At 41.6% G+C, this 19001-nt stretch carries 15 protein-coding genes, 1 tRNA gene and 2 rRNA genes; 9 read left to right on the forward strand and 9 right to left on the reverse strand.

Annotated features, from left to right (window positions below):
* Window positions 1-61: 61 nt before the first annotated feature.
* From rrf (ACRWQM_RS01260) to rrf (ACRWQM_RS01270), 3 genes are all read left to right on the forward strand, one after another.
* Window positions 62-177, forward strand: a 5S ribosomal RNA gene (gene rrf, locus ACRWQM_RS01260).
* A gap of 52 nt (window positions 178-229) precedes the next feature.
* A tRNA-Thr gene (locus ACRWQM_RS01265) sits at window positions 230-305 on the forward strand.
* Window positions 306-339: 34 nt separating this feature from the next.
* A 5S ribosomal RNA gene (rrf, locus tag ACRWQM_RS01270) occupies window positions 340-455 on the forward strand.
* Between the two features lie 628 nt (window positions 456-1083).
* Here the strand turns inward: rrf (ACRWQM_RS01270) and mutT are convergent.
* From mutT to nadC, 9 genes are all read right to left on the reverse strand, one after another.
* Complete coding sequence (gene mutT, locus ACRWQM_RS01275; protein WP_226412755.1) at window positions 1084-1482, reverse strand: 8-oxo-dGTP diphosphatase MutT; 399 nt, start codon at window positions 1480-1482, stop codon at window positions 1084-1086.
* A gap of 30 nt (window positions 1483-1512) precedes the next feature.
* Complete coding sequence (gene yacG / locus ACRWQM_RS01280; protein WP_434930992.1) at window positions 1513-1740, reverse strand: DNA gyrase inhibitor YacG; 228 nt, start codon at window positions 1738-1740, stop codon at window positions 1513-1515.
* Window positions 1741-1793: 53 nt separating this feature from the next.
* Window positions 1794-2528, reverse strand: a complete 735-nt coding sequence (zapD, locus tag ACRWQM_RS01285) for a cell division protein ZapD (protein ID WP_434930993.1) — start codon at window positions 2526-2528, stop codon at window positions 1794-1796.
* Window positions 2521-3138, reverse strand: coding sequence for a dephospho-CoA kinase (gene coaE / locus ACRWQM_RS01290; RefSeq protein ID WP_434930994.1), 618 nt, complete (start codon window positions 3136-3138; stop codon window positions 2521-2523). The genes zapD and coaE overlap by 8 nt, the downstream gene beginning before the upstream one ends.
* 27 nt (window positions 3139-3165) lie before the next feature.
* Window positions 3166-4095, reverse strand: a complete 930-nt coding sequence (locus ACRWQM_RS01295) for a prepilin peptidase (RefSeq protein ID WP_434930995.1) — start codon at window positions 4093-4095, stop codon at window positions 3166-3168.
* A 38-nt stretch (window positions 4096-4133) separates the two neighbouring features.
* A complete protein-coding gene (locus ACRWQM_RS01300) occupies window positions 4134-5399 on the reverse strand; it encodes a type II secretion system F family protein (RefSeq protein ID WP_434930996.1) in 1266 nt (421 codons plus the stop codon).
* Window positions 5400-5496: 97 nt separating this feature from the next.
* Window positions 5497-7209, reverse strand: a complete 1713-nt coding sequence (gene pilB, locus ACRWQM_RS01305) for a type IV-A pilus assembly ATPase PilB (RefSeq protein ID WP_434930997.1) — start codon at window positions 7207-7209, stop codon at window positions 5497-5499.
* A gap of 110 nt (window positions 7210-7319) precedes the next feature.
* Window positions 7320-7748, reverse strand: a complete 429-nt coding sequence (locus ACRWQM_RS01310; protein ID WP_434930998.1) for a pilin — start codon at window positions 7746-7748, stop codon at window positions 7320-7322.
* A gap of 850 nt (window positions 7749-8598) precedes the next feature.
* On the reverse strand, window positions 8599-9477 hold the full coding sequence (gene nadC / locus ACRWQM_RS01315; RefSeq protein ID WP_434930999.1) for a carboxylating nicotinate-nucleotide diphosphorylase: 879 nt from the start codon (window positions 9475-9477) through the stop codon (window positions 8599-8601).
* A gap of 283 nt (window positions 9478-9760) precedes the next feature.
* Here nadC and ampD point away from each other — a divergent pair, with 283 nt between their 5' ends.
* From ampD to lpdA, 6 genes are all read left to right on the forward strand, one after another.
* The gene (ampD, locus tag ACRWQM_RS01320) at window positions 9761-10342 is read left to right on the forward strand and encodes a 1,6-anhydro-N-acetylmuramyl-L-alanine amidase AmpD (RefSeq protein ID WP_434931000.1); all 582 of its coding nucleotides are present in this window, start codon (window positions 9761-9763) and stop codon (window positions 10340-10342) included.
* 88 nt (window positions 10343-10430) lie between these two features.
* The gene (gene ampE / locus ACRWQM_RS01325) at window positions 10431-11282 is read left to right on the forward strand and encodes a beta-lactamase regulator AmpE (protein WP_434931001.1); all 852 of its coding nucleotides are present in this window, start codon (window positions 10431-10433) and stop codon (window positions 11280-11282) included.
* A gap of 204 nt (window positions 11283-11486) precedes the next feature.
* On the forward strand, window positions 11487-12239 hold the full coding sequence (pdhR, locus tag ACRWQM_RS01330) for a pyruvate dehydrogenase complex transcriptional repressor PdhR (protein WP_226412775.1): 753 nt from the start codon (window positions 11487-11489) through the stop codon (window positions 12237-12239).
* 107 nt (window positions 12240-12346) lie between these two features.
* Complete coding sequence (gene aceE, locus ACRWQM_RS01335; RefSeq protein WP_434931002.1) at window positions 12347-15007, forward strand: pyruvate dehydrogenase (acetyl-transferring), homodimeric type; 2661 nt, start codon at window positions 12347-12349, stop codon at window positions 15005-15007.
* Window positions 15008-15018: 11 nt separating this feature from the next.
* Complete coding sequence (aceF, locus tag ACRWQM_RS01340; protein WP_434931003.1) at window positions 15019-16893, forward strand: pyruvate dehydrogenase complex dihydrolipoyllysine-residue acetyltransferase; 1875 nt, start codon at window positions 15019-15021, stop codon at window positions 16891-16893.
* A gap of 292 nt (window positions 16894-17185) precedes the next feature.
* On the forward strand, window positions 17186-18616 hold the full coding sequence (gene lpdA, locus ACRWQM_RS01345; protein WP_434927427.1) for a dihydrolipoyl dehydrogenase: 1431 nt from the start codon (window positions 17186-17188) through the stop codon (window positions 18614-18616).
* Window positions 18617-19001 lie beyond the last annotated feature (385 nt).

The raw sequence follows: 19001 nt of genomic DNA on the forward strand, positions 1-19001 counted from the left end.
GCAATCAGCTTTCCGAATTATTATTTAATGCTAGTTAAATAGCGTTAGATAACCAAATTTGTCTGGAAACCATAGAGCTGTGGCACCACCTGATCCCATTCCGAACTCAGAAGTGAAACACAGTATCGCCGATGGTAGTGTGGGGTCTCCCCATGTGAGAGTAGGTCATTTCCAGGCGCCAATTAAAATTACTTGTCATAATGATGAGTAATAATATAAAGCAAGTTTTGCTGATATGGCTCAGTCGGTAGAGCGCATCCTTGGTAAGGATGAGGTCCCCAGTTCGATTCTGGGTATCAGCACCACGAATAATCTAGTGTATTGTCCTAGTAGAATTTGTCTGGAAACCATAGAGCTGTGGCACCACCTGATCCCATTCCGAACTCAGAAGTGAAACACAGTATCGCCGATGGTAGTGTGGGGTCTCCCCATGTGAGAGTAGGTCATTTCCAGGCGCTAAATAAAACAGCAAGGCCACTCTAATTGAGTGGCTTTTTTGTTTTGTGTCGAAGTACTATTCTTGAGCATGAAAGTCGTGTGGCCGATATGCCCGTCTGAGAGTAGGTCATTTCCAGGCGCTAAATAAAACAGCAAGGCCACTCTAAATGAGTGGCCTTTTTGTTTTGTGTCGAAGAACTATTCTTGATCATGAAAGTCGTGTGGCCGATATGCCCATGTGAGAGTAGGTCATTTCCAGGCGCTAAATAAAACAGCAAGGCCACTCTAATTGAGTGGCCTTTTTGTTTACGACGAAAAACTATTTTTGAGCATGAGTCATACAATTTACATTAAACATAGTGTGGCCGATATCCCCATGTGAGGGTAGGTCATTTCCATGCGTTATATATATTTACTCGCAAGAGTAGTGATAAGCCCGTTACTCAAGTAAAGGGCTTTTTACGTCTATGATTTGTGTTGAGCTAATCTTTGATATTAGGGAATGATATTAGTTAATGGCAGTTGTGTAGCCGATATACCCATGTGAAAATAATGATCAAATGTAGTGAGGTTTTTTTAGTGATGAATACAAAAAAGCCCACACAAATCTGTTTGGGCTATTGAAACTATTACTGCAGAATAGAGCTAGGCTAATTCAGCTAAAATTTTATCAACTATTGCTTGATTCGCTTCTGGAAAATCAAATTGCTGAAGCTGATTGATTGGCACCCATTGTATCTGCTGTCCTTCTAAACCCTTTGCTTGATTTGAAAACTCAGTAACTAAATGAATATCTAATCTGACATGTTTATCTGGATAATCATGAATAATATCCATGAAGGGTATAGAGGTGGTTACATCTAAGTTTACTTCTTCTTTTAGCTCTCTAATTAATGCCTCAGTGACTGTTTCACTGACTTCCACCTTACCCCCTGGGAATTCCCATTTACCGCCTTGGTGAAGGTGTCCGTGCCTTTTAGCCAATAGAATATGATTATCTTGGTTAATGATGACACCTACGGCCACATGAATTCGCTTTTGCATAATGTGTATTCCAATATCGCTTAGGTAGAGTTAGTCTTCTTTAAAGAAAGAGGATTCGTTTAATCCCAGTTCGTCATAACCTAAGTCATCATACATATCAGGGTCTAGTGGTGCATTAACGGGAATAACATGTTTTTCATCAGCCCAGTCACCTAGGTCGATCAATTTACAGCGCTCACTGCAAAAGGGTTTAAATTTAGATTCAGCTACCCATTCAACTTGGGTTTTACAGATGGGGCAATTAACTGTCAATGGCATAATTTATATACTTGAATAATGAAGAAGTAAGATTCTGCAAGATCTTAAAAGGTTTAGCTGCAAGTAGCCAGTAAGAATTGAATTGTTTTGTCGGTATGGCGAAGTTGGTCAAAATCAACAAAGTGAATGGCGTAACGGTTACGGTGGCCACTAATTGTTGGGTAGCACCCTTGAGATACGTCCACTTTAACGCGAATTAGCGCAAGTGGTTGTCCGCTATCACCTTGATAAAAACCTGCTTTTGCTTCAGTAGGACAAAAATCGGCAGTACTGCGGATAAGTTCAAGCAATAAGTTGATTGGGGTAAGCAGAGGTTGAAATTGATCAACCCAGCATTGAAGATCAATTTGACGTTCTTTCCAGGGTTTAGCTAACCAAAAGTGTAATTGGGGCAAATCGAAGTTACAACAAGCTCCGGGCATTCCAAAACGCTGTCGTAATGCAGAAATAAATTTATCTTTTTTAAGGTGAACACCAATTCGGTCTGATGTTTGTAACTGCGCTTTTGATTGTATTAAACGGTTAATCAACTCGTTAATTTGTACTTTATCAACATGGGGTAATTCGAGCCACTTTGACAACATTATTATATGGCGGTCGATATCTTTTAATACATCGGAACGATAGTCACAACGGTCGGTTAATTCACAAAGCGAAAATAGCGGATAAAAACAGCGATGTTGATGATCTTGGGTCAAATTAGCTTGTATTTGTGTCGACAGATATTCTAACCGTAAATAACTACGAATTTTTTCATTTAGTGGTTGTTCGTATATTAGTTCAGTCATCGGAGTTAATTGTTTTCGCCAATTTCAAATATTTGTGATGTAACAAAGCTACTTTGTCCCGTAGCACGTTTAACTCTCCTTGATTATCAACAATATCATCGGCTTTAGATAATCGTTGTTGACGTGATATTTGGCTTTGAATAATTTGTTCAACTTGCGTTGAAGCCACGTTATCACGTTTACTCGTCCTTGAAATTTGCAACTCAGGTGAAATGTCCACTACTAAAGTTGTATTGACTAACTTATCTAACCCATTCTCAAATAGCAAGGGAACAACCAAAATGACATAGTCAGATACAGCATTTTTTACCTGCTGTAACATAGCATTACGGATCATTGGATGTAATAAGTTATTTAACCAGTTGCGCTGTTCTGGTTGGTTAAAAATAATATCTCTCAGCTTGCTGCGATTTAACGAACCATCGGCCAGACATATATCCGCACCGAAATGTTGGATAATCTGTTGTAAACCGCTTGAGTTTGGCTCTACTACTTGTCTGGCGACAATGTCGGCATCAACTAAGGTGATGCCTAAATCAGCAAATAAATTAGCAACAGTGGTTTTGCCGCTGCCGATGCCGCCAGTAAGACCGACAATAAAGTTAGACATGTGATTGTTTAGATAAAATAGTTAGCATTAAATAAGCGTACTCAAATACCAGTTAATGATATCTTGGCCCCAAATAAGGGCTATCCAGCCGGCTAGCGCAATATATGGGCCAAACGGAATAGGTTTACCTGCATGCAGTTTTTTGGTCGCTATCATAGTGATGCCCACAATAGCGCCCACTAACGATGATAATAAAATGATTAGTGGTAGCATTTGCCAACCTAGCCATGCACCGAATACCGCCATTAATTTAAAATCACCATAGCCCATACCTTCCTTGCCTGTGACTAGCTTAAATAGCCAAAATACCGACCAAAGACTTAAGTATCCGGCAGCTGCGCCAATTAATGCATCGCTTGAACTGGTAAACACCCCTTGCAAGTTAATCAGCAGCCCTAACCAGAGTAAGGGTAAGGTGAGTTGATCGGGTAATAACATTTCATCTAAATCAATGCCGGTTAACGCCACTAGAAAGAACGTCAGTATTGCGGCAAACAGAAATTGAGTCGTAGGGCCAAAATAAAATGCCAAGGTGGCCACCATTACACCAGTGATAAATTCCATCACAGGATAACGAGCTGAAATAGCGGTCTTACAGCTGGCGCACTGGCCTTTTAAGATTAACCAGCCCAATACGGGTAAATTATGCCAAGGCTTGATATTAGCCTTACATTTTGGACAAGCGGAACCTGGCACTATAAGGTTGTACTTTACTGGGAACTCATCTATCGGTTTAGCTAAGCGTTTTTCACCGACTTGCTGAACGATATCAGGATGATATTCAGTTAAGTAAAAGTTACACTCACTTTGCCATTCACGCTTCATCATTACCGGTAAACGATGAATAACCACATTGAGAAAGCTGCCAATAGTGGCGGCAAAGATAAAGCTGATACAAACAAAGAGCCAAGTGTACTGGCCCATTGTGGTAATGAAAGTTGAGATAAATTCAGTCATGTTTTTCTTTTTATAGTTATCAATTAAGCCGAATGATATTAGCCAACGATATTGCCCATTTCGAAAATAGGTAGATACATACCAATAATTAAACCGCCTACCACGGTACCAATAACCACCATCATAATAGGTTCTATTAAGCTTGACAGTCCATCTACCGCATCATCAACTTGCATCTCATAGATGTTAGCCACTTTATTAAGCATTTCATCTAAGCCACCGGATTCTTCGCCAATCATCACCATTTGAATCAACATGTCAGGAAATAACCCCGTGGTGCGCATCGCCACGTTCATTTGCATGCCTGACATCACTTCTTGACGCACATTTAACAAAGCTTTGCGATATACAGCATTGCCAGAGGCTCCAGCAGCAGACTCTAAACCATCAATTAGTGGCACACCTGCAGCAAAAGTGGTCGCCAATGTTCGTGCAAAACGAGACATGGCGGCTTTGTGAAGAATATCTCCAATAGCGGGGATTTTAAGCACAAACACATCGACTTTATCTCTCACTGCCTGTGAGTTTCTGTGAGCTCGCACAAATAACCATATACCTGCAGTTATTGCAATCGCAAAGAAATACCAAGAAGCTTGTAACCAGCGTGAAACATTTATAATCAATTGGGTAAATGCAGGTAGCTCAGCGCCAAAGCCGTTAAATATTTCTTCAAATTGTGGTACCACGAATAAAAGCAACAAAGTAGTTACAGCAACGGCCACAACAACAACCGCGGCTGGGTAAAACATGGCTTTTTTTATTTTAGATTTTAATTGTTCTGCTTTTTCACGGTAAGTCGCGATTCGGTCAAATACCGCATCGAGTGATCCTGAATGCTCACCCGCAGCAACTAAATCAACGTAAAGGTCATCAAAATATCGACGATGTGGGCGAAGTGCATCAGACAGCGGAATTCCTGATTGCACATCAGATAAAATGCCGCCGAGTAATTCACGCACCTTGGCTTTTTCATGGCCACGGCCTAATAATTCTATAGTGGTAACTAAAGGCACGCCGGCAGCTAACATAGTAGATATTTGGCGAGTAATCATTGCAATATCCATAGCAGTGATACTTTTTTCGGTTTTAAATAATGGAGCAGGTTTTTTACGAACTCCTTTAGGGGTTACTCCTTGAGTTTTAAGTACTGTGCGAATTTCAGCTATCGTATGACCCCTAAGCTCTCCTGAAGTCTTCTTCCCATCGCGATTAATCCCTTTCCACTCAAAGGTAAACACCTTAGGTTGATGTTTAACTACCTTTTTACTAGAACGGGATTTTCTTTTCGCTGCAGCGGTTGCCATAAAGCGATTCCTTGAAATTAGGCTCACATGTTGATTATTTGTTTTAATTGTAAGCGAGTAGTTAATAAATATCTAAATTAAAACCAAGTAACTATTTTTAGTTAAAACTGGTAACACGATTGACTTCAGCAATACTGGTAACGCCATGGACGACTTTTAATAGTCCTGATTGACGTAAATCACGCATACCTTCGGATTTTGCTTGTTGGGCAATCTGTAAAGAGTTACCACTTTCCATAATAGTGCGTGCTATAGAATCTGATATTTTCATTACCTCATAAATACCGACACGACCTTTGTAGCCACCGGAACATAAATCACAGCCACAGGGTTTGTATACGGTAAAGCCAGCATCGATGTTTTGTTGATTAAAACCAAGGCGCAATAATTCTGCTGCGGGTACATCTTCAGCTTGTTTACATTCAGGGCATAAACGTCTGGCTAAACGTTGGGCAATAATTAAATTTACTGAGCTGGCAATATTATAGCCTGGCACGCCCATATTGATTAAACGTGTAAGGGTTTCCGCAGCCGAGTTAGTATGTAGCGTCGATAATACTAAATGACCGGTTTGTGCGGCTTTAATAGCAATTTCAGCGGTTTCTAAATCACGTATTTCACCCACCATCACTACATCAGGGTCTTGACGTAAAAATGAGCGTAGCGCTGAAGCGAAGGTTAAACCTGCTTTAAGGTTAATATGAACCTGGTTAACCCCTTCTAAGTTAATTTCTACCGGATCTTCTGCGGTAGAAATATTGCGCTCTTCGGTATTGAGAATATTTAAGCCAGTATACAAGGAAACGGTTTTACCTGAACCCGTCGGGCCAGTAACTAAAATCATCCCCTGGGGTTTGGCAAGCATCTCTTCATAAAGCATACGTTGGTCATCTTCATAACCAAGCTTTTCAATGCCAAGCTGAGCAGAAGAAGAATCCAAAATACGCATTACAATTTTTTCGCCCCAGATGGTGGGCAAGCTACTGACACGAAAATCGATGGATTTAGTGCGTGACAGCTTCATCTTAATTCGGCCATCTTGAGGCACTCGGCGCTCGGCAATATCAAGCTTTGACATTACCTTGAGGCGAGCCGAAATTCTGGCGGATAAATTAACTGGTGGCTCAGAAACTTCGTGTAAAATACCGTCAATGCGAAAACGAATCCGGTAACGTTTTTCATATGGCTCGAAATGAAGGTCTGATGCGCCCTTGCGAATGGCATCAGTAAGAATCTTATTAATATAAATAACAATAGGAGCATCGTCGCTACTGTCACCTGTCGGTTCATCATCGTGCTTATCAGTATCTGCAATATCTAAGCCGGCTAACGCTTCTTCATCAATGCCATCTAATCCAAGGCTGTTTAAATCTTCCTCTAGCACTTTTTCTAACATTTTATGCAGTTTATCATCCTCTACCAGAATGGCTTCAGCGTGTAAACCTAGACTGAATTGAAAATCTTCTAATGCTGAAATGTTGGTGGGATCGGAGGTCGCTATGTAAAGTCTATTACCACGTTTGAACAGTGGCAAACATTTATGTTTAGAAATAAGCTTTTTATTGAGTAAGTCTTCGGCAATGTTGGTGATATCAAATTCATTGAGGTCAAGCAGCGGCGTACCATATTCTTCATAACATAATTCAGCTATTTCTCGTGAGGATAGCAATTTAGATGTTGTCAGAGTTGTGACTAATGATTGTCTGGTTTTGCGGGACTGTGCAATCGCAGAAGACACTTGCTCTTCAGATAAGAGCTGCTTCCGTATAAACAATGTTGATAAGCCTAGATTTAATCCCGAAGAAGGCATGCTTGACTACTCAAATAGGTGAACTGTATAAAAATTATTATTGCATAGTTCTATAATACAACCAAAGAAAAAGGCAGCAAAGTTGCTGCCTTTATTGAATGACCTAATAGTTAGGTGCAATCACCAGGTTTGAATTTAGCGTCTAAATCAGAAGTACAAGCCCAAACACCATCAGCACTTCTAGTTAAAGTTAGTTTCTTACCAGTAAACTTATCAGCATTACCACCTACAGCAGTACACTCAATTACTGTAGTACCAGTAAGAGCTAGATCACAGTAAGTGCCACCTGTTGCAGTTTGTCCTACATAACCCTTGTCAGCAGCAGTTAATGATGGTGCTTTACCTTCGTTAACGGCAATTTCAAAAGCTGTTTTGAGTGCCGTTGCTTCAGAATAAGCAGATCCAGCCTGTGACTTAACTGTATAATCCTGATAAGCAGGCAATGCGATTGCTGCTAAAATACCGATGATCGCCACTACGATCATTAATTCAATAAGGGTAAAACCCTTAGCGTTTTTAATTTGATTAATGCTTTTCATTTTTTCTCTCCGTAAATGTGCTTGGGCCTGTCCAATCCTAGGTGCTGAACTGTATATCGGGCTACAACGCCTTTTAACTCATTGCAGTTTATTACATGTTCAGTGGCATCCATCGTTGCCGAAGCCTTACGGGCACATATTATTTGCTAGTGTTGAAGCCATTGAATAACAATGAATTCAGTTTTTGTTGTAATCAACTTTGGTTTAGTCAACGTTTAATCAGTTTAGCTAGGCTTTAAACATTTTGTAGGGCTTTTTAAGCCTATGTCACTTTTTAACAAAGTGCCAACAAGTATTTATAACTAACTACACATGACTTTTCGGCTGATTTGCTTATTTCTAGAGCAAGTATTTCATAAAAACACAATTTTGTAACATCATTTATCAGTAAACTTTGTCAAAAATAGGCTGTTGTTTGAAAAACACACTCTTAATAAATCAAGTTCTGACCGAAAGGCCACTCGCCTAATGCAAACGTTAGTATAAAGTGACCTAAAATGGAATACTTTTATCCGATAAAAGTGAAATTAATGTTTAAATATTCTGTACTTGGCAGTTTTTAGGATGAAATATTGCAACTGTTTTTTGACTATTGACTTATAAGGGCTAATTTTTGACAGTCGCAAGTGTTAGGTCATAAAACTGACGCTAAAACTTGCTGCCGACAGTAGGTGTATCAGCACATTTAGGCATCAACGTTTTAGTGCGAGTAAAGGGTTTGTTACGCTTAGGATGTTAATGTTAGCTCAGCGCTTCTTATTACAACTCGCCACTTTTAGTACAACTCATCACTTCTCAGCACAGCTCACCGCTTCTCACTTAATTGAAGCGGTGGGCTATTGTAGTAGTTTTATCCTTTTAGTCGTAATGACAAGTCTAACGCTTTTACATGTTTGGTCAGTGCGCCTACAGAGATGTAATCGACGCCTGTTTTAGCAAAGTCGGCTAAGGTGTCAATGGTGACATTACCTGACACTTCTAATTTTGCGCCTTTGCCTGCATCTTTGTAAGTTTGATTTAAGGCGACAGCTTCAAACATCATAGTGATATCAAAGTTGTCTAGCATGATGATGTCGCTTCCACCGTCTAATGCTTGAGTGAGCTCGGCAATAGATTCCACTTCTACTTCTACGGGTTTGTCACTGTGTAGTTTGCGGGCAGCTTGAATTGCTTGGGCAATACCACCACAGGCCATGATGTGATTTTCTTTAATTAAGAAGGCGTCAAACAAGCCTATGCGATGATTTTTACCACCACCACAGGTTACGGCATATTTTTGTGCGGTGCGCAGGCCTGGAATGGTTTTACGGGTGTCGAGTAAACGAGTATGGGTGCCGGCGAGTTTATTAACATACAGTTTAGTTAAACTTGCGACACCTGATAGGGTTTGAATAAAGTTCATTGCGGTGCGCTCGCCGGTTAAAATGGCGCGGGCTGGACCGGATAAGTCACATAATACTTGGTTGGGCACGACTAAGTCACCATCGTCTACGTGCCAATGCAAGGCAACTTCACCGCCTAGCTGATTAAACACTTGTTCTGCCCAGGCTTTACCGCAAAATACGCCTTCTTCACGGGTGATTAAGCTGCCTTCTACGTGTTTGTCAGCGGGAATAAGCTGGGCGGTAATATCGGCTTTGAGCATTTGTTCAACATTTTGATGTTCGCTATACCCTAGGTCTTCATTTAATGCGGTTTTCACTGCATGGCGGATATCATTTTCAAACATAAGCTAAATCCTTGCGAATATTGGGTGACGAGGTTTTGAATAAAAGGTCACACAAAACACTGTGTAAGCTAATAGATTAACATAACTTTGAATGGGTTGTGAGTGCTGTGACCGTGGTATTAAGGCTATTTTACTGTTAATTTATTCGCTTACCACATTGCTGTAACCTGTGTGAGGTATTGCACAATTCATTATTAGTTACAACGCTATAGAAGTGGCTTGTTTAGAATGAAACTGAACCCAGATAGGATGCAATAGGCCTTAACATTGACAAGAATATAATATGAAATCACACACAAGTATGTCTTTAGGTTGGTTGCCCCAGGCGCGCCGCTGTATTTCGCCGCATTTTAATGCTCGACCTAATAATGAAGTGAGTTTATTGGTTATCCACAATATTAGCCTGCCAGCAGGCCGTTTTGGTTTACCTTATATTGATGCATTATTTCAGGGCTGCTTAGAGACTGATGCAGCAAGCGCTGCTGACGATTCTTTTGTCGATTTAGCGGGTTTACAAGTATCGGCGCATTTTTTAATTCGCCGCGACGGTGAAATTGTTCAATATGTCAGTTGTGATGATAGAGCGTGGCATGCTGGGGTATCTGAGTTTGAGGGTAGAACCAATTGTAATGATTTTGCCATTGGTATTGAGCTAGAAGGCACGGATGATATTGCCTATACAGATGCGCAATACCTTAACCTTGCACAACTAACACTGGAGATTATGGCGCAATACCCTATGATTAACCCAGTACGGATAGTTGGCCATTGTGATATTGCCCCTGGCCGTAAAACCGACCCTGGCAATAGTTTTGACTGGCTAAGGTATCGACAAGCGCTTGGTTTAGGCAATGGGTTAACCTAATTAGCGCTAAAATAATGGTAAAGGCTTACCGTTAAACTTATTTTACATGATTGAGCGTAATGCTTTTATTACACCCTAAGGATACAAGATGGCTTTATTTGCACTACTGGTCGCTATTTTAGTCGAGCGACTAAAATTACTCCCGGTCAGTCTACAATTTGACACCTTGATGCTGCGTTATCACAAACAGTTTTGGGATAAAAAGTCGTTATCAACCGATTTGGGTGTAGCGATAGCGGTAGCATTACCGTCTTTTGTGGTGTTTGCTATTGGGTTGTTAGTGAATGGCTTAGTGTTCGATTTACTGAGTTTATTGCTGTGGGTTGTGGTGACTTTAGTGTGTTTTAGCCATCAGGACTTACGTGACATTTTTAAAAAATACGTGCAAGCGGCATGTCGAGGTGATGTGCAAGCGTGTTATCGCTACGCCGCAGAGCTTGATTGCAGCGAATGTATTGATGCGGTAGATGAGCGTGATTTAGGCATTAAAGTGGGCCAAAGTGTCGCGTGGATTAATTATCGTTACTATGGTGCTGTAGCCTTGTTTCTGGTGTGTTTTGGCCCAGTAGGGGCGGTGTTGTATTGCAGCATTCGATTTTATTATGATTTAAACATTAAACAAGATTTGTCTTTACCCTTAATCGATCACCTACAGCGACTGTTTGATTGGTTGCCTAGCAGAATATTCAGTTTCGGATATGTGTTAAGTGGGCAATTTTCACAAGGGCTAACAGCCTGGCGAAAACGGGCGTTCGATACCCGCAGTAGCGCTAAATTAGTCGTCACTGAAACTGCGTTAGCGGCTGAGTCTTTGCCTGAGGCTGGGCCTGCTCCTGTTAGCGTGCAACCAACATTAGCCCTATTGGCGCTGACCAAACGCAACTTTACTTTGCTGCTTACTTTTGTGTCTGTTTTGACCATATTTGGGATCATTAGTTAGCCTAGATATTGTGTTTTTCGGGCTTTTGTCAAATGGTCTGACCCCTTAACGATTTTTTTCGTTTATGCTGCTTTATCTGAGAGTGCAATTGGTGACTATGCTAGAAACTAGACATCAATAGGATGATTTGATAAAGTGCGCGCTCTCACATAAATTGGTAAGACCAATTTACAATAAGGCTTTCAAGGGAGTTTGAGCGCAATTATGGCTTACAGCAAGATTAACCAGCCAAAAATTTCTGATGTGATCATGGAGCAACTTGAGCGCATGATCCTTGAGGGCAGTTTACAGCCTGGCCAGAAATTACCTCCTGAACGTGAACTTGCGGTCCAGTTTGAAGTGTCGCGCCCTTCATTGCGTGAAGCCATTCAAAAGCTTGAAGCAAAGGGTTTATTAATGCGCCGTCAAGGCGGTGGCACTTATGTTAAAGAACAACTCTGGCAAAGCCTTGCTGATCCTATTGTTGAGTTGATGCATAACGATTCTGAAAGCCAATACGATTTACTTGAATTTCGTCATGCCACCGAAGGCATGATGGCGTATTTTGCTGCACTACGCGGCACTGACGCCGACATGAAAAATATTCAAAATAGTATTTTAGATGTGGAAAATGCCCCCAGTATTGAAGAGCAAGCGGATGCGATTGTGCGTTTTTATCGCGCCGTAGCCGAGGCGTCACACAATGTGGCAATGCTTCATTTAGTATTAAGTTTAACCCCTGTGCTGCATAAAAACGTGGCGCAAAATTTGGAACTTCTTAGTCGTCGTGAAGAAGCTTCCACCATGGCAAATGATCACCGCCGCGCGTTATTGGCGGCGATTGTTCGCCGAGACCCTGATGCGGCACGTGAAGCGTCGAATGAGCATTTAAGCTATATCGAAGAAGTCATGTTGTCAGTAAGAGAAGAAGATAGTCGGTTGCAGCGTAGCTTGCGCCGTTTAAAGAGCGGCGTATAGGTGAGTTAAACAAGACCAAAGCCTGTCGCTAACAAGATTTTTTATTATTAACATACACTAAACACTCTCAATGGTGTCTTAGGTATAACGTATAGGAAAAGACTGCAATGTCTGAACATATGCTAAATGATATTGACCCGCTAGAAACGAATGAGTGGTTGTCTGCTTTAGAATCAGTGGTTCGTGAAGAGGGCCTAGAGCGCGCTCAGTATTTACTCGAGAAAGTGCTAGATAAAGCCCGTTTAGACGGTGTCGCTATGGCAACGGGTATCAATACTAACTATATCAACACTATCCCTACGACCCAAGAGCCGGCGTATCCTGGTGATACCACAATTGAACGTCGAATTCGTTCGGTTATTCGTTGGAACGCCATTATGATCGTGTTGCGTGCATCGAAAAAAGATTTAGACCTTGGTGGCCACATGGCCTCTTTCCAGTCGGCTGCATCATTTTACGAAGTGTGTTTTAACCACTTTTTCCGTGCCCCGAACGAAGTCGATGGTGGTGATTTAGTTTATTACCAAGGTCATATCTCTCCCGGTATCTATTCTCGTGCGTTTGTTGAAGGCAGATTAACTGAAGAGCAGCTGGATAACTTCCGTCAAGAAGTCGGTGGTAAAGGCTTACCGTCATATCCGCATCCAAAGTTAATGCCTGAATTTTGGCAATTCCCTACCGTATCGATGGGTTTAGGGCCAATGTCGGCGATTTATCAAGCACGCTTTTTGAAGTATCTTGATGGTCGTGGTTTAAAGAATACCTCAGCTCAGCGTGTTTATGCCTTTTTAGGTGACGGTGAGATGGACGAGCCTGAATCTCGTGGTGCTATCTCTTTTGCCTCGCGTGAAAAACTCGATAATTTATGTTTCTTAATTAACTGTAACTTACAACGTCTAGACGGCCCTGTAATGGGCAACGGCAGTATTATTCAAGAGCTAGAAGGCTTGTTTAGAGGCGCTGGCTGGAACGTGGTTAAAGTGATTTGGGGCAATAACTGGGATTCGCTAATTGCGAAAGATACCAGTGGCAAATTACTTCAGTTGATGAACGAGACTGTTGATGGTGATTATCAGACCTTTAAGTCAAAAGATGGTGCTTACGTGCGTGAGCATTTCTTCGGTAAGTATCCAGAAACTGCGGCCCTAGTATCTGACATGACAGATGCGCAAGTCTTTGCCCTTAAACGTGGCGGTCATGACTCTTCTAAGTTATATGCCGCGTTCAAAAATGCACAAGATACCAAAGGCAAACCAACGGTTATTTTAGCTAAAACCGTAAAAGGTTATGGCATGGGTGAAGCTGCAGAAGGCAAGAACATTGCACATGGCGTGAAAAAGATGGACATGACGCACGTACTGCAATTGCGTAACCGTCTTGGTATTGATGATTTATTAAGTGACGAGCAAGTATCAGAACTGCCTTATTTGAAACTTGAGCCTGGCTCAGCAGAATATGAGTATTTACATGCACGTCGTAAAGCCTTACATGGTTATACGCCGCAACGTTTACCTAATTTCACCGAGAAATTATCGTTACCAACAGTGGAAGAATTTGGTGCACTACTTGTTGAGCAAAAGCGTGAAATTTCTACCACAATGTCGTTTGTTCGTGCTTTAAATACTCTACTTAAGCATGAAGGCATTGGTAAAAATATTGTGCCGATTATTGCAGATGAAGCACGTACTTTTGGTATGGAAGGTTTATTCCGCCAAGTGGGTATTTATAACCCACAAGGGCAAGGTTATACCCCTGAAGATCGCAGTGTAGTGTCTTACTATAAAGAAGCGACATCAGGCCAGGTATTGCAAGAAGGTATTAATGAGTTAGGTGCTATGTCTTCATGGGTTGCTGCGGCAACGTCATACAGCACTAACGATTTACCTATGATCCCATTTTATATCTACTATTCAATGTTTGGATTCCAACGCGTTGGTGACATGGCATGGATGGCGGGCGATCAACAAGCACGTGGTTTCCTATTAGGTGCTACAGCGGGCCGTACCACATTAAATGGTGAAGGTTTGCAGCATGAAGATGGTCACAGCCATGTTCAAGCCAGCACGATTCCAAACTGTATTTCTTATGACCCTACATTTGCATACGAACTTGCGGTGATTTTGCAAGACGGTATTCGCCGTATGTATGGTGATCAAGAAAACGTGTTCTACTATTTAACCTTAATGAATGAAAACTACGCCATGCCAGCCATGCCAGCAGGCAGTGAGGAAGGTATTCGTAAAGGTATTTACAAACTTGAATCGTATAAAGGTAGCAACAAAGTTCAATTAATGAGCTCTGGTACTATCATGAACGAAGTACGTAAAGCTGCGCAAATATTGAGCGAAGAATACGATGTTGGATCAGACGTGTTCTCTGTGACGTCGTTTAACGAATTAACGCGTCAAGGCCAAGATGCAGAACGTTATAACATGTTGCATCCTGACGCTGAGCCAAAACAAGCGTATATCACTACCATACTGGGCACTGAGCCTGCAATTGCAGCAACAGACTATATGAAAAACTACGCAGAACAAGTGCGTGCATTTATGCCTTCTGTATCATACAAAGTATTAGGTACTGATGGTTTTGGTCGCTCTGATAGCCGCGAAAACTTACGTCGTCACTTTGAGGTCAATGCTGGCTATGTGGTTGTGGCGGCATTAAGTGAACTGGTAAAACGTGGAGATATTGACAAGTCTGTAGTGGTTAAAGCCATTGCAAAGTTCAATATTGACGCTGACAAGACAAACCCGCTATACGCGTAAGAGGCAATAACATGACAATCGAAATTAGTGTACCTGACATAGGTGCAGATGAGGTTGAAGTAACTGAGATTCTTGTTAGCGTTGGCGACAAGGTTGAGTTAGAACAGTCACTGATCTCTGTTGAAGGCGATAAAGCTGCAATGGAAGTACCGGCATCTGCTGCGGGTGTGGTAAAAGAAATTAAAGTCAAAGTCGGTGATAAAGTCGCGACAGGCTCAGCCATTATGATATTCGAGTCGGACTCAGTTGCTGAAGTAAAATCTGCTCCAGCTGCTGCGCCTGCTGCGGAAGCTCCTTCAGCCGCAGCATTGAAAGAAGTGCATGTGCCTGATATTGGTGACGATGAAGTCGAAGTGACCGCTATTTTGGTTAAGCTTGGCGACAGTGTTGCTGAAGACCAATCGCTGCTGAGTGTGGAAGGCGATAAAGCAGCGATGGAAGTGCCTGCACCTTTTGCGGGTGTGCTTAAAGAAATTAAAGTGGCTGTGGGTGACAAGGTTTCTACCGGATCATTTGTAATGGTATTTGAGGTTGCAGGTTCTGCTGCACCATCTGCCACTACAGCCGCTCCAGCCCAAGTTGCCGCTCCAGCGGTTTCTTCTGCGCCATCGGTACAAGATATCCACGTACCTGATATTGGCGGTGACGAAGTTGAAGTCACAGAAATCATGGTAAAAGTGGGTGACACTGTTACTGAAGAGCAAGCACTTATTAGTGTTGAGGGTGATAAAGCAGCAATGGAAGTTCCTGCACCCTTTGCCGGTAAAGTGACCGCTATTACGATTAAGCAAGGCGACAAGGTATCAACGGGTTCGTTGATTATGACCTTTGAAGTTGCTGGCAGTGCACCTGCTACATCAGCACCTGTGGCGGCTCCGGTCTCAACTGCAGCACCTGCAGTTACTCAAGCGACCCCTGCTGCAGCGGCGAAAGAAGACTTTGTTGAAAACAATGCTTATGCACATGCATCACCTGTGATACGCCGTATGGCTCGTGAACTGGGTGTTAACCTAGCAAATGTTAAAGGCACTGGCCGTAAAAATCGCGTAATGAAGGACGATGTTCAAAATTACGTGAAAGCGGCGGTTAAGCAAGTTGAGTCAGGCAGTGTGAAATCTGCTGCTGGTGGCGCAGGAGGTGAGTTAAACTTACTTGCATGGCCAAAAGTTGATTTTAGTAAGTTTGGCGAAACAGAAGTTAAGCCATTATCGCGGATTCAAAAAATCTCTGGTGCAAACTTACATCGTAACTGGGTGAAAATTCCACATGTTACTCAGTGGGATGATGCCGATATTACTGAACTTGAAGATTTCCGTAAGGCACAAAATGCCTTGGAAGCGAAAAAAGACTCAGGCATGAAGATCACGCCATTAGTGTTTATCATGAAAGCGGTTGCTAAAGCACTTGAAGCATTCCCGACCTTTAACTCTTCATTATCAGAAGATGGCGAAAGCTTAATTTTGAAGAAGTTTGTCAATATTGGTATTGCGGTTGATACGCCTAATGGACTTGTGGTGCCCGTGTTCAAAGATGTGAACAAAAAAGGTATCCATGAATTATCTGACGAGCTTAAAGAAGTGTCTAAAAAAGCCCGTGGCGGTAAGCTAACGGCTGCAGATATGCAAGGTGGTTGTTTTACTATCTCAAGTTTAGGTGGTATTGGTGGTACGGCGTTTACGCCTATTGTTAATGCGCCAGAGGTTGCCATTCTGGGTGTGTCTAAGTCAGACTTTAAGCCTGTTTGGAATGGCAAAGAGTTTGTGCCACGGTTAATGTTGCCGTTGTCATTGTCGTATGATCATCGAGTTATCGATGGTGCAGATGGTGCGCGATTTATTACTTATCTGAATAGCTGTTTATCAGATATTCGTACTTTAGTGTTGTAACTAATAGGCTGCTTGAATCATCAAGCAGCCTATTTTGTTAGTGAAATGTGTTGTCTTTAATGCTTGAATCAGTAAAGACATGATTACACAACGATGGGCACTTAGCCTAAGCCACTAAATTGAAGTCAAGATCGGATTAAACGATACTCTGTCATAGAACACAGAATTACTAAAACCTAGGATTGTGATTGTCATCCAAGAAAGTGTAAACTGCGGCCAGTTAACATGATGTGATCACAATGATTGTAAAGACGGTGTTGCCGCCAACTCAAGCAAAAGAATAGAGGAAAACATGAGTAACGAAATTAAAACTCAGGTAGTTGTATTAGGTGCTGGTCCTGCAGGTTATTCTGCGGCTTTTCGCGCAGCAGATTTAGGTTTAGATACTATTATCGTTGAACGCTTCAACACCTTAGGTGGTGTGTGTTTAAACGTGGGCTGTATTCCATCTAAAGCATTATTACACGTAGCAAAAGTGATTGAAGAAGCCAAAATGGTTGCTGATCACGGTGTTGTTTTTGGTGAGCCAAAAATCGACTTAGACAAATTACGTAGCTTTAAAGAGAAAGTGATTGGCCAATTAACAGGCGGTTTAGGCGGAATGTCTAAGATGCGTAAAGTTGATGTGGTTAATGGTTTTGGTACGTTTACCGGCCCAAACACTTTAGAAGTTAAAGCTGAAGATGGTAGCGTTAAAGTGGTTCAGTTTGAACACGCCATTATTGCTGCGGGTTCGCGCCCAATTAAATTGCCTTTCATTCCTCATGACGACCCACGTATTTGGGATTCGACTGATGCATTAGAATTGAAAGAAGTACCAGGTAAACTGCTTGTTATGGGCGGCGGTATTATTGGCCTAGAAATGGGTACGGTTTACGAGGCACTAGGCAGTGAAATTGACGTGGTTGAAATGTTCGACCAAGTCATTCCTGCTGCTGATAAAGACATTATTCGCGTGTTCACTAAGCAAATTAAGAAGAAGGTTAATCTAATTCTTGAAACCAAAGTGACTGCTGTTGAAGCAAAAGATGATGGTATCTATGTGACAATGGAAGGCAAAAAAGCCCCTACAGAACCAGTGCGTTATGATGCTGTGTTAGTGGCTATTGGCCGTGCACCAAATGGTAAATCACTGGCTGCAGAAAAAGCCGGTGTTAATGTTGATGAGCGTGGCTTTATCAATGTTGATAAACAACTGCGCACCAACGTGCCACACATCTTTGCTATTGGTGATATTGTTGGTCAACCAATGTTAGCGCATAAAGGTGTGCATGAAGGTCATGTTGCTGCTGAAGTTATTTCTGGTCTTAAGCACTTCTTCGACCCGAAAGTTATTCCTTCAATAGCGTATACCAATCCGGAAGTCGCTTGGGTTGGCTTAACTGAGAAAGAAGCAAAAGAGCAAGGTATTGCTTATGAAACTGCGACTTTCCCTTGGGCTGCAAGTGGCCGTGCAATCGCGTCGGATTGCAGTGAAGGTATGACTAAGTTAATTTTCGACAAAGAGACTCATCGTGTTATCGGTGGTGCTATTGTGGGTGTTAACGGCGGTGAGTTATTAGGTGAAATTGGCCTAGCAATTGAAATGGGTTGTGATGCTGAAGATTTAGCATTAACGATTCATGCTCACCCAACCTTACATGAATCAGTGGGTCTAGCTGCTGAAATCTATGAAGGTTCAATTACTGACTTACCTAACCCAAAAGCGGTTAAAAAGAAGTAATTAACAGCATCAATAAATAATTTAAAGCACCCTTAATGGGTGCTTTTTTTTAGTCTACACTTAGTTGGTAGTGTTATATTATTGTTATTAAATTTTATGTGATTTATCATATATGGTTATTATTGGCTTTGAATTGCCCCTCCATTTGTACACTATTGAGCCGCATATTCGGGCTTAATTGCGCAATATTGTGGTCAGTAATTTAAGTTTTTTTGCTTAAAGTCCCTTGAAAAGTTGCGCTATTAGTTTGCCTGTTTTAAATATCTGTTTTAAATATCTGTTTTAAATGTTTTTTATTATTTTTAGTTGTGATTGTGATTGTTACTGTATATTGAAAATAGACGGTTTTTGATACCAGAATGGACTTCTAAATCAAATAGGATAA

It is taken from the genome of Shewanella sp. HL-SH5, from assembly GCF_051163755.1.
Lineage (GTDB): Bacteria > Pseudomonadota > Gammaproteobacteria > Enterobacterales > Shewanellaceae > Shewanella > Shewanella glacialimarina.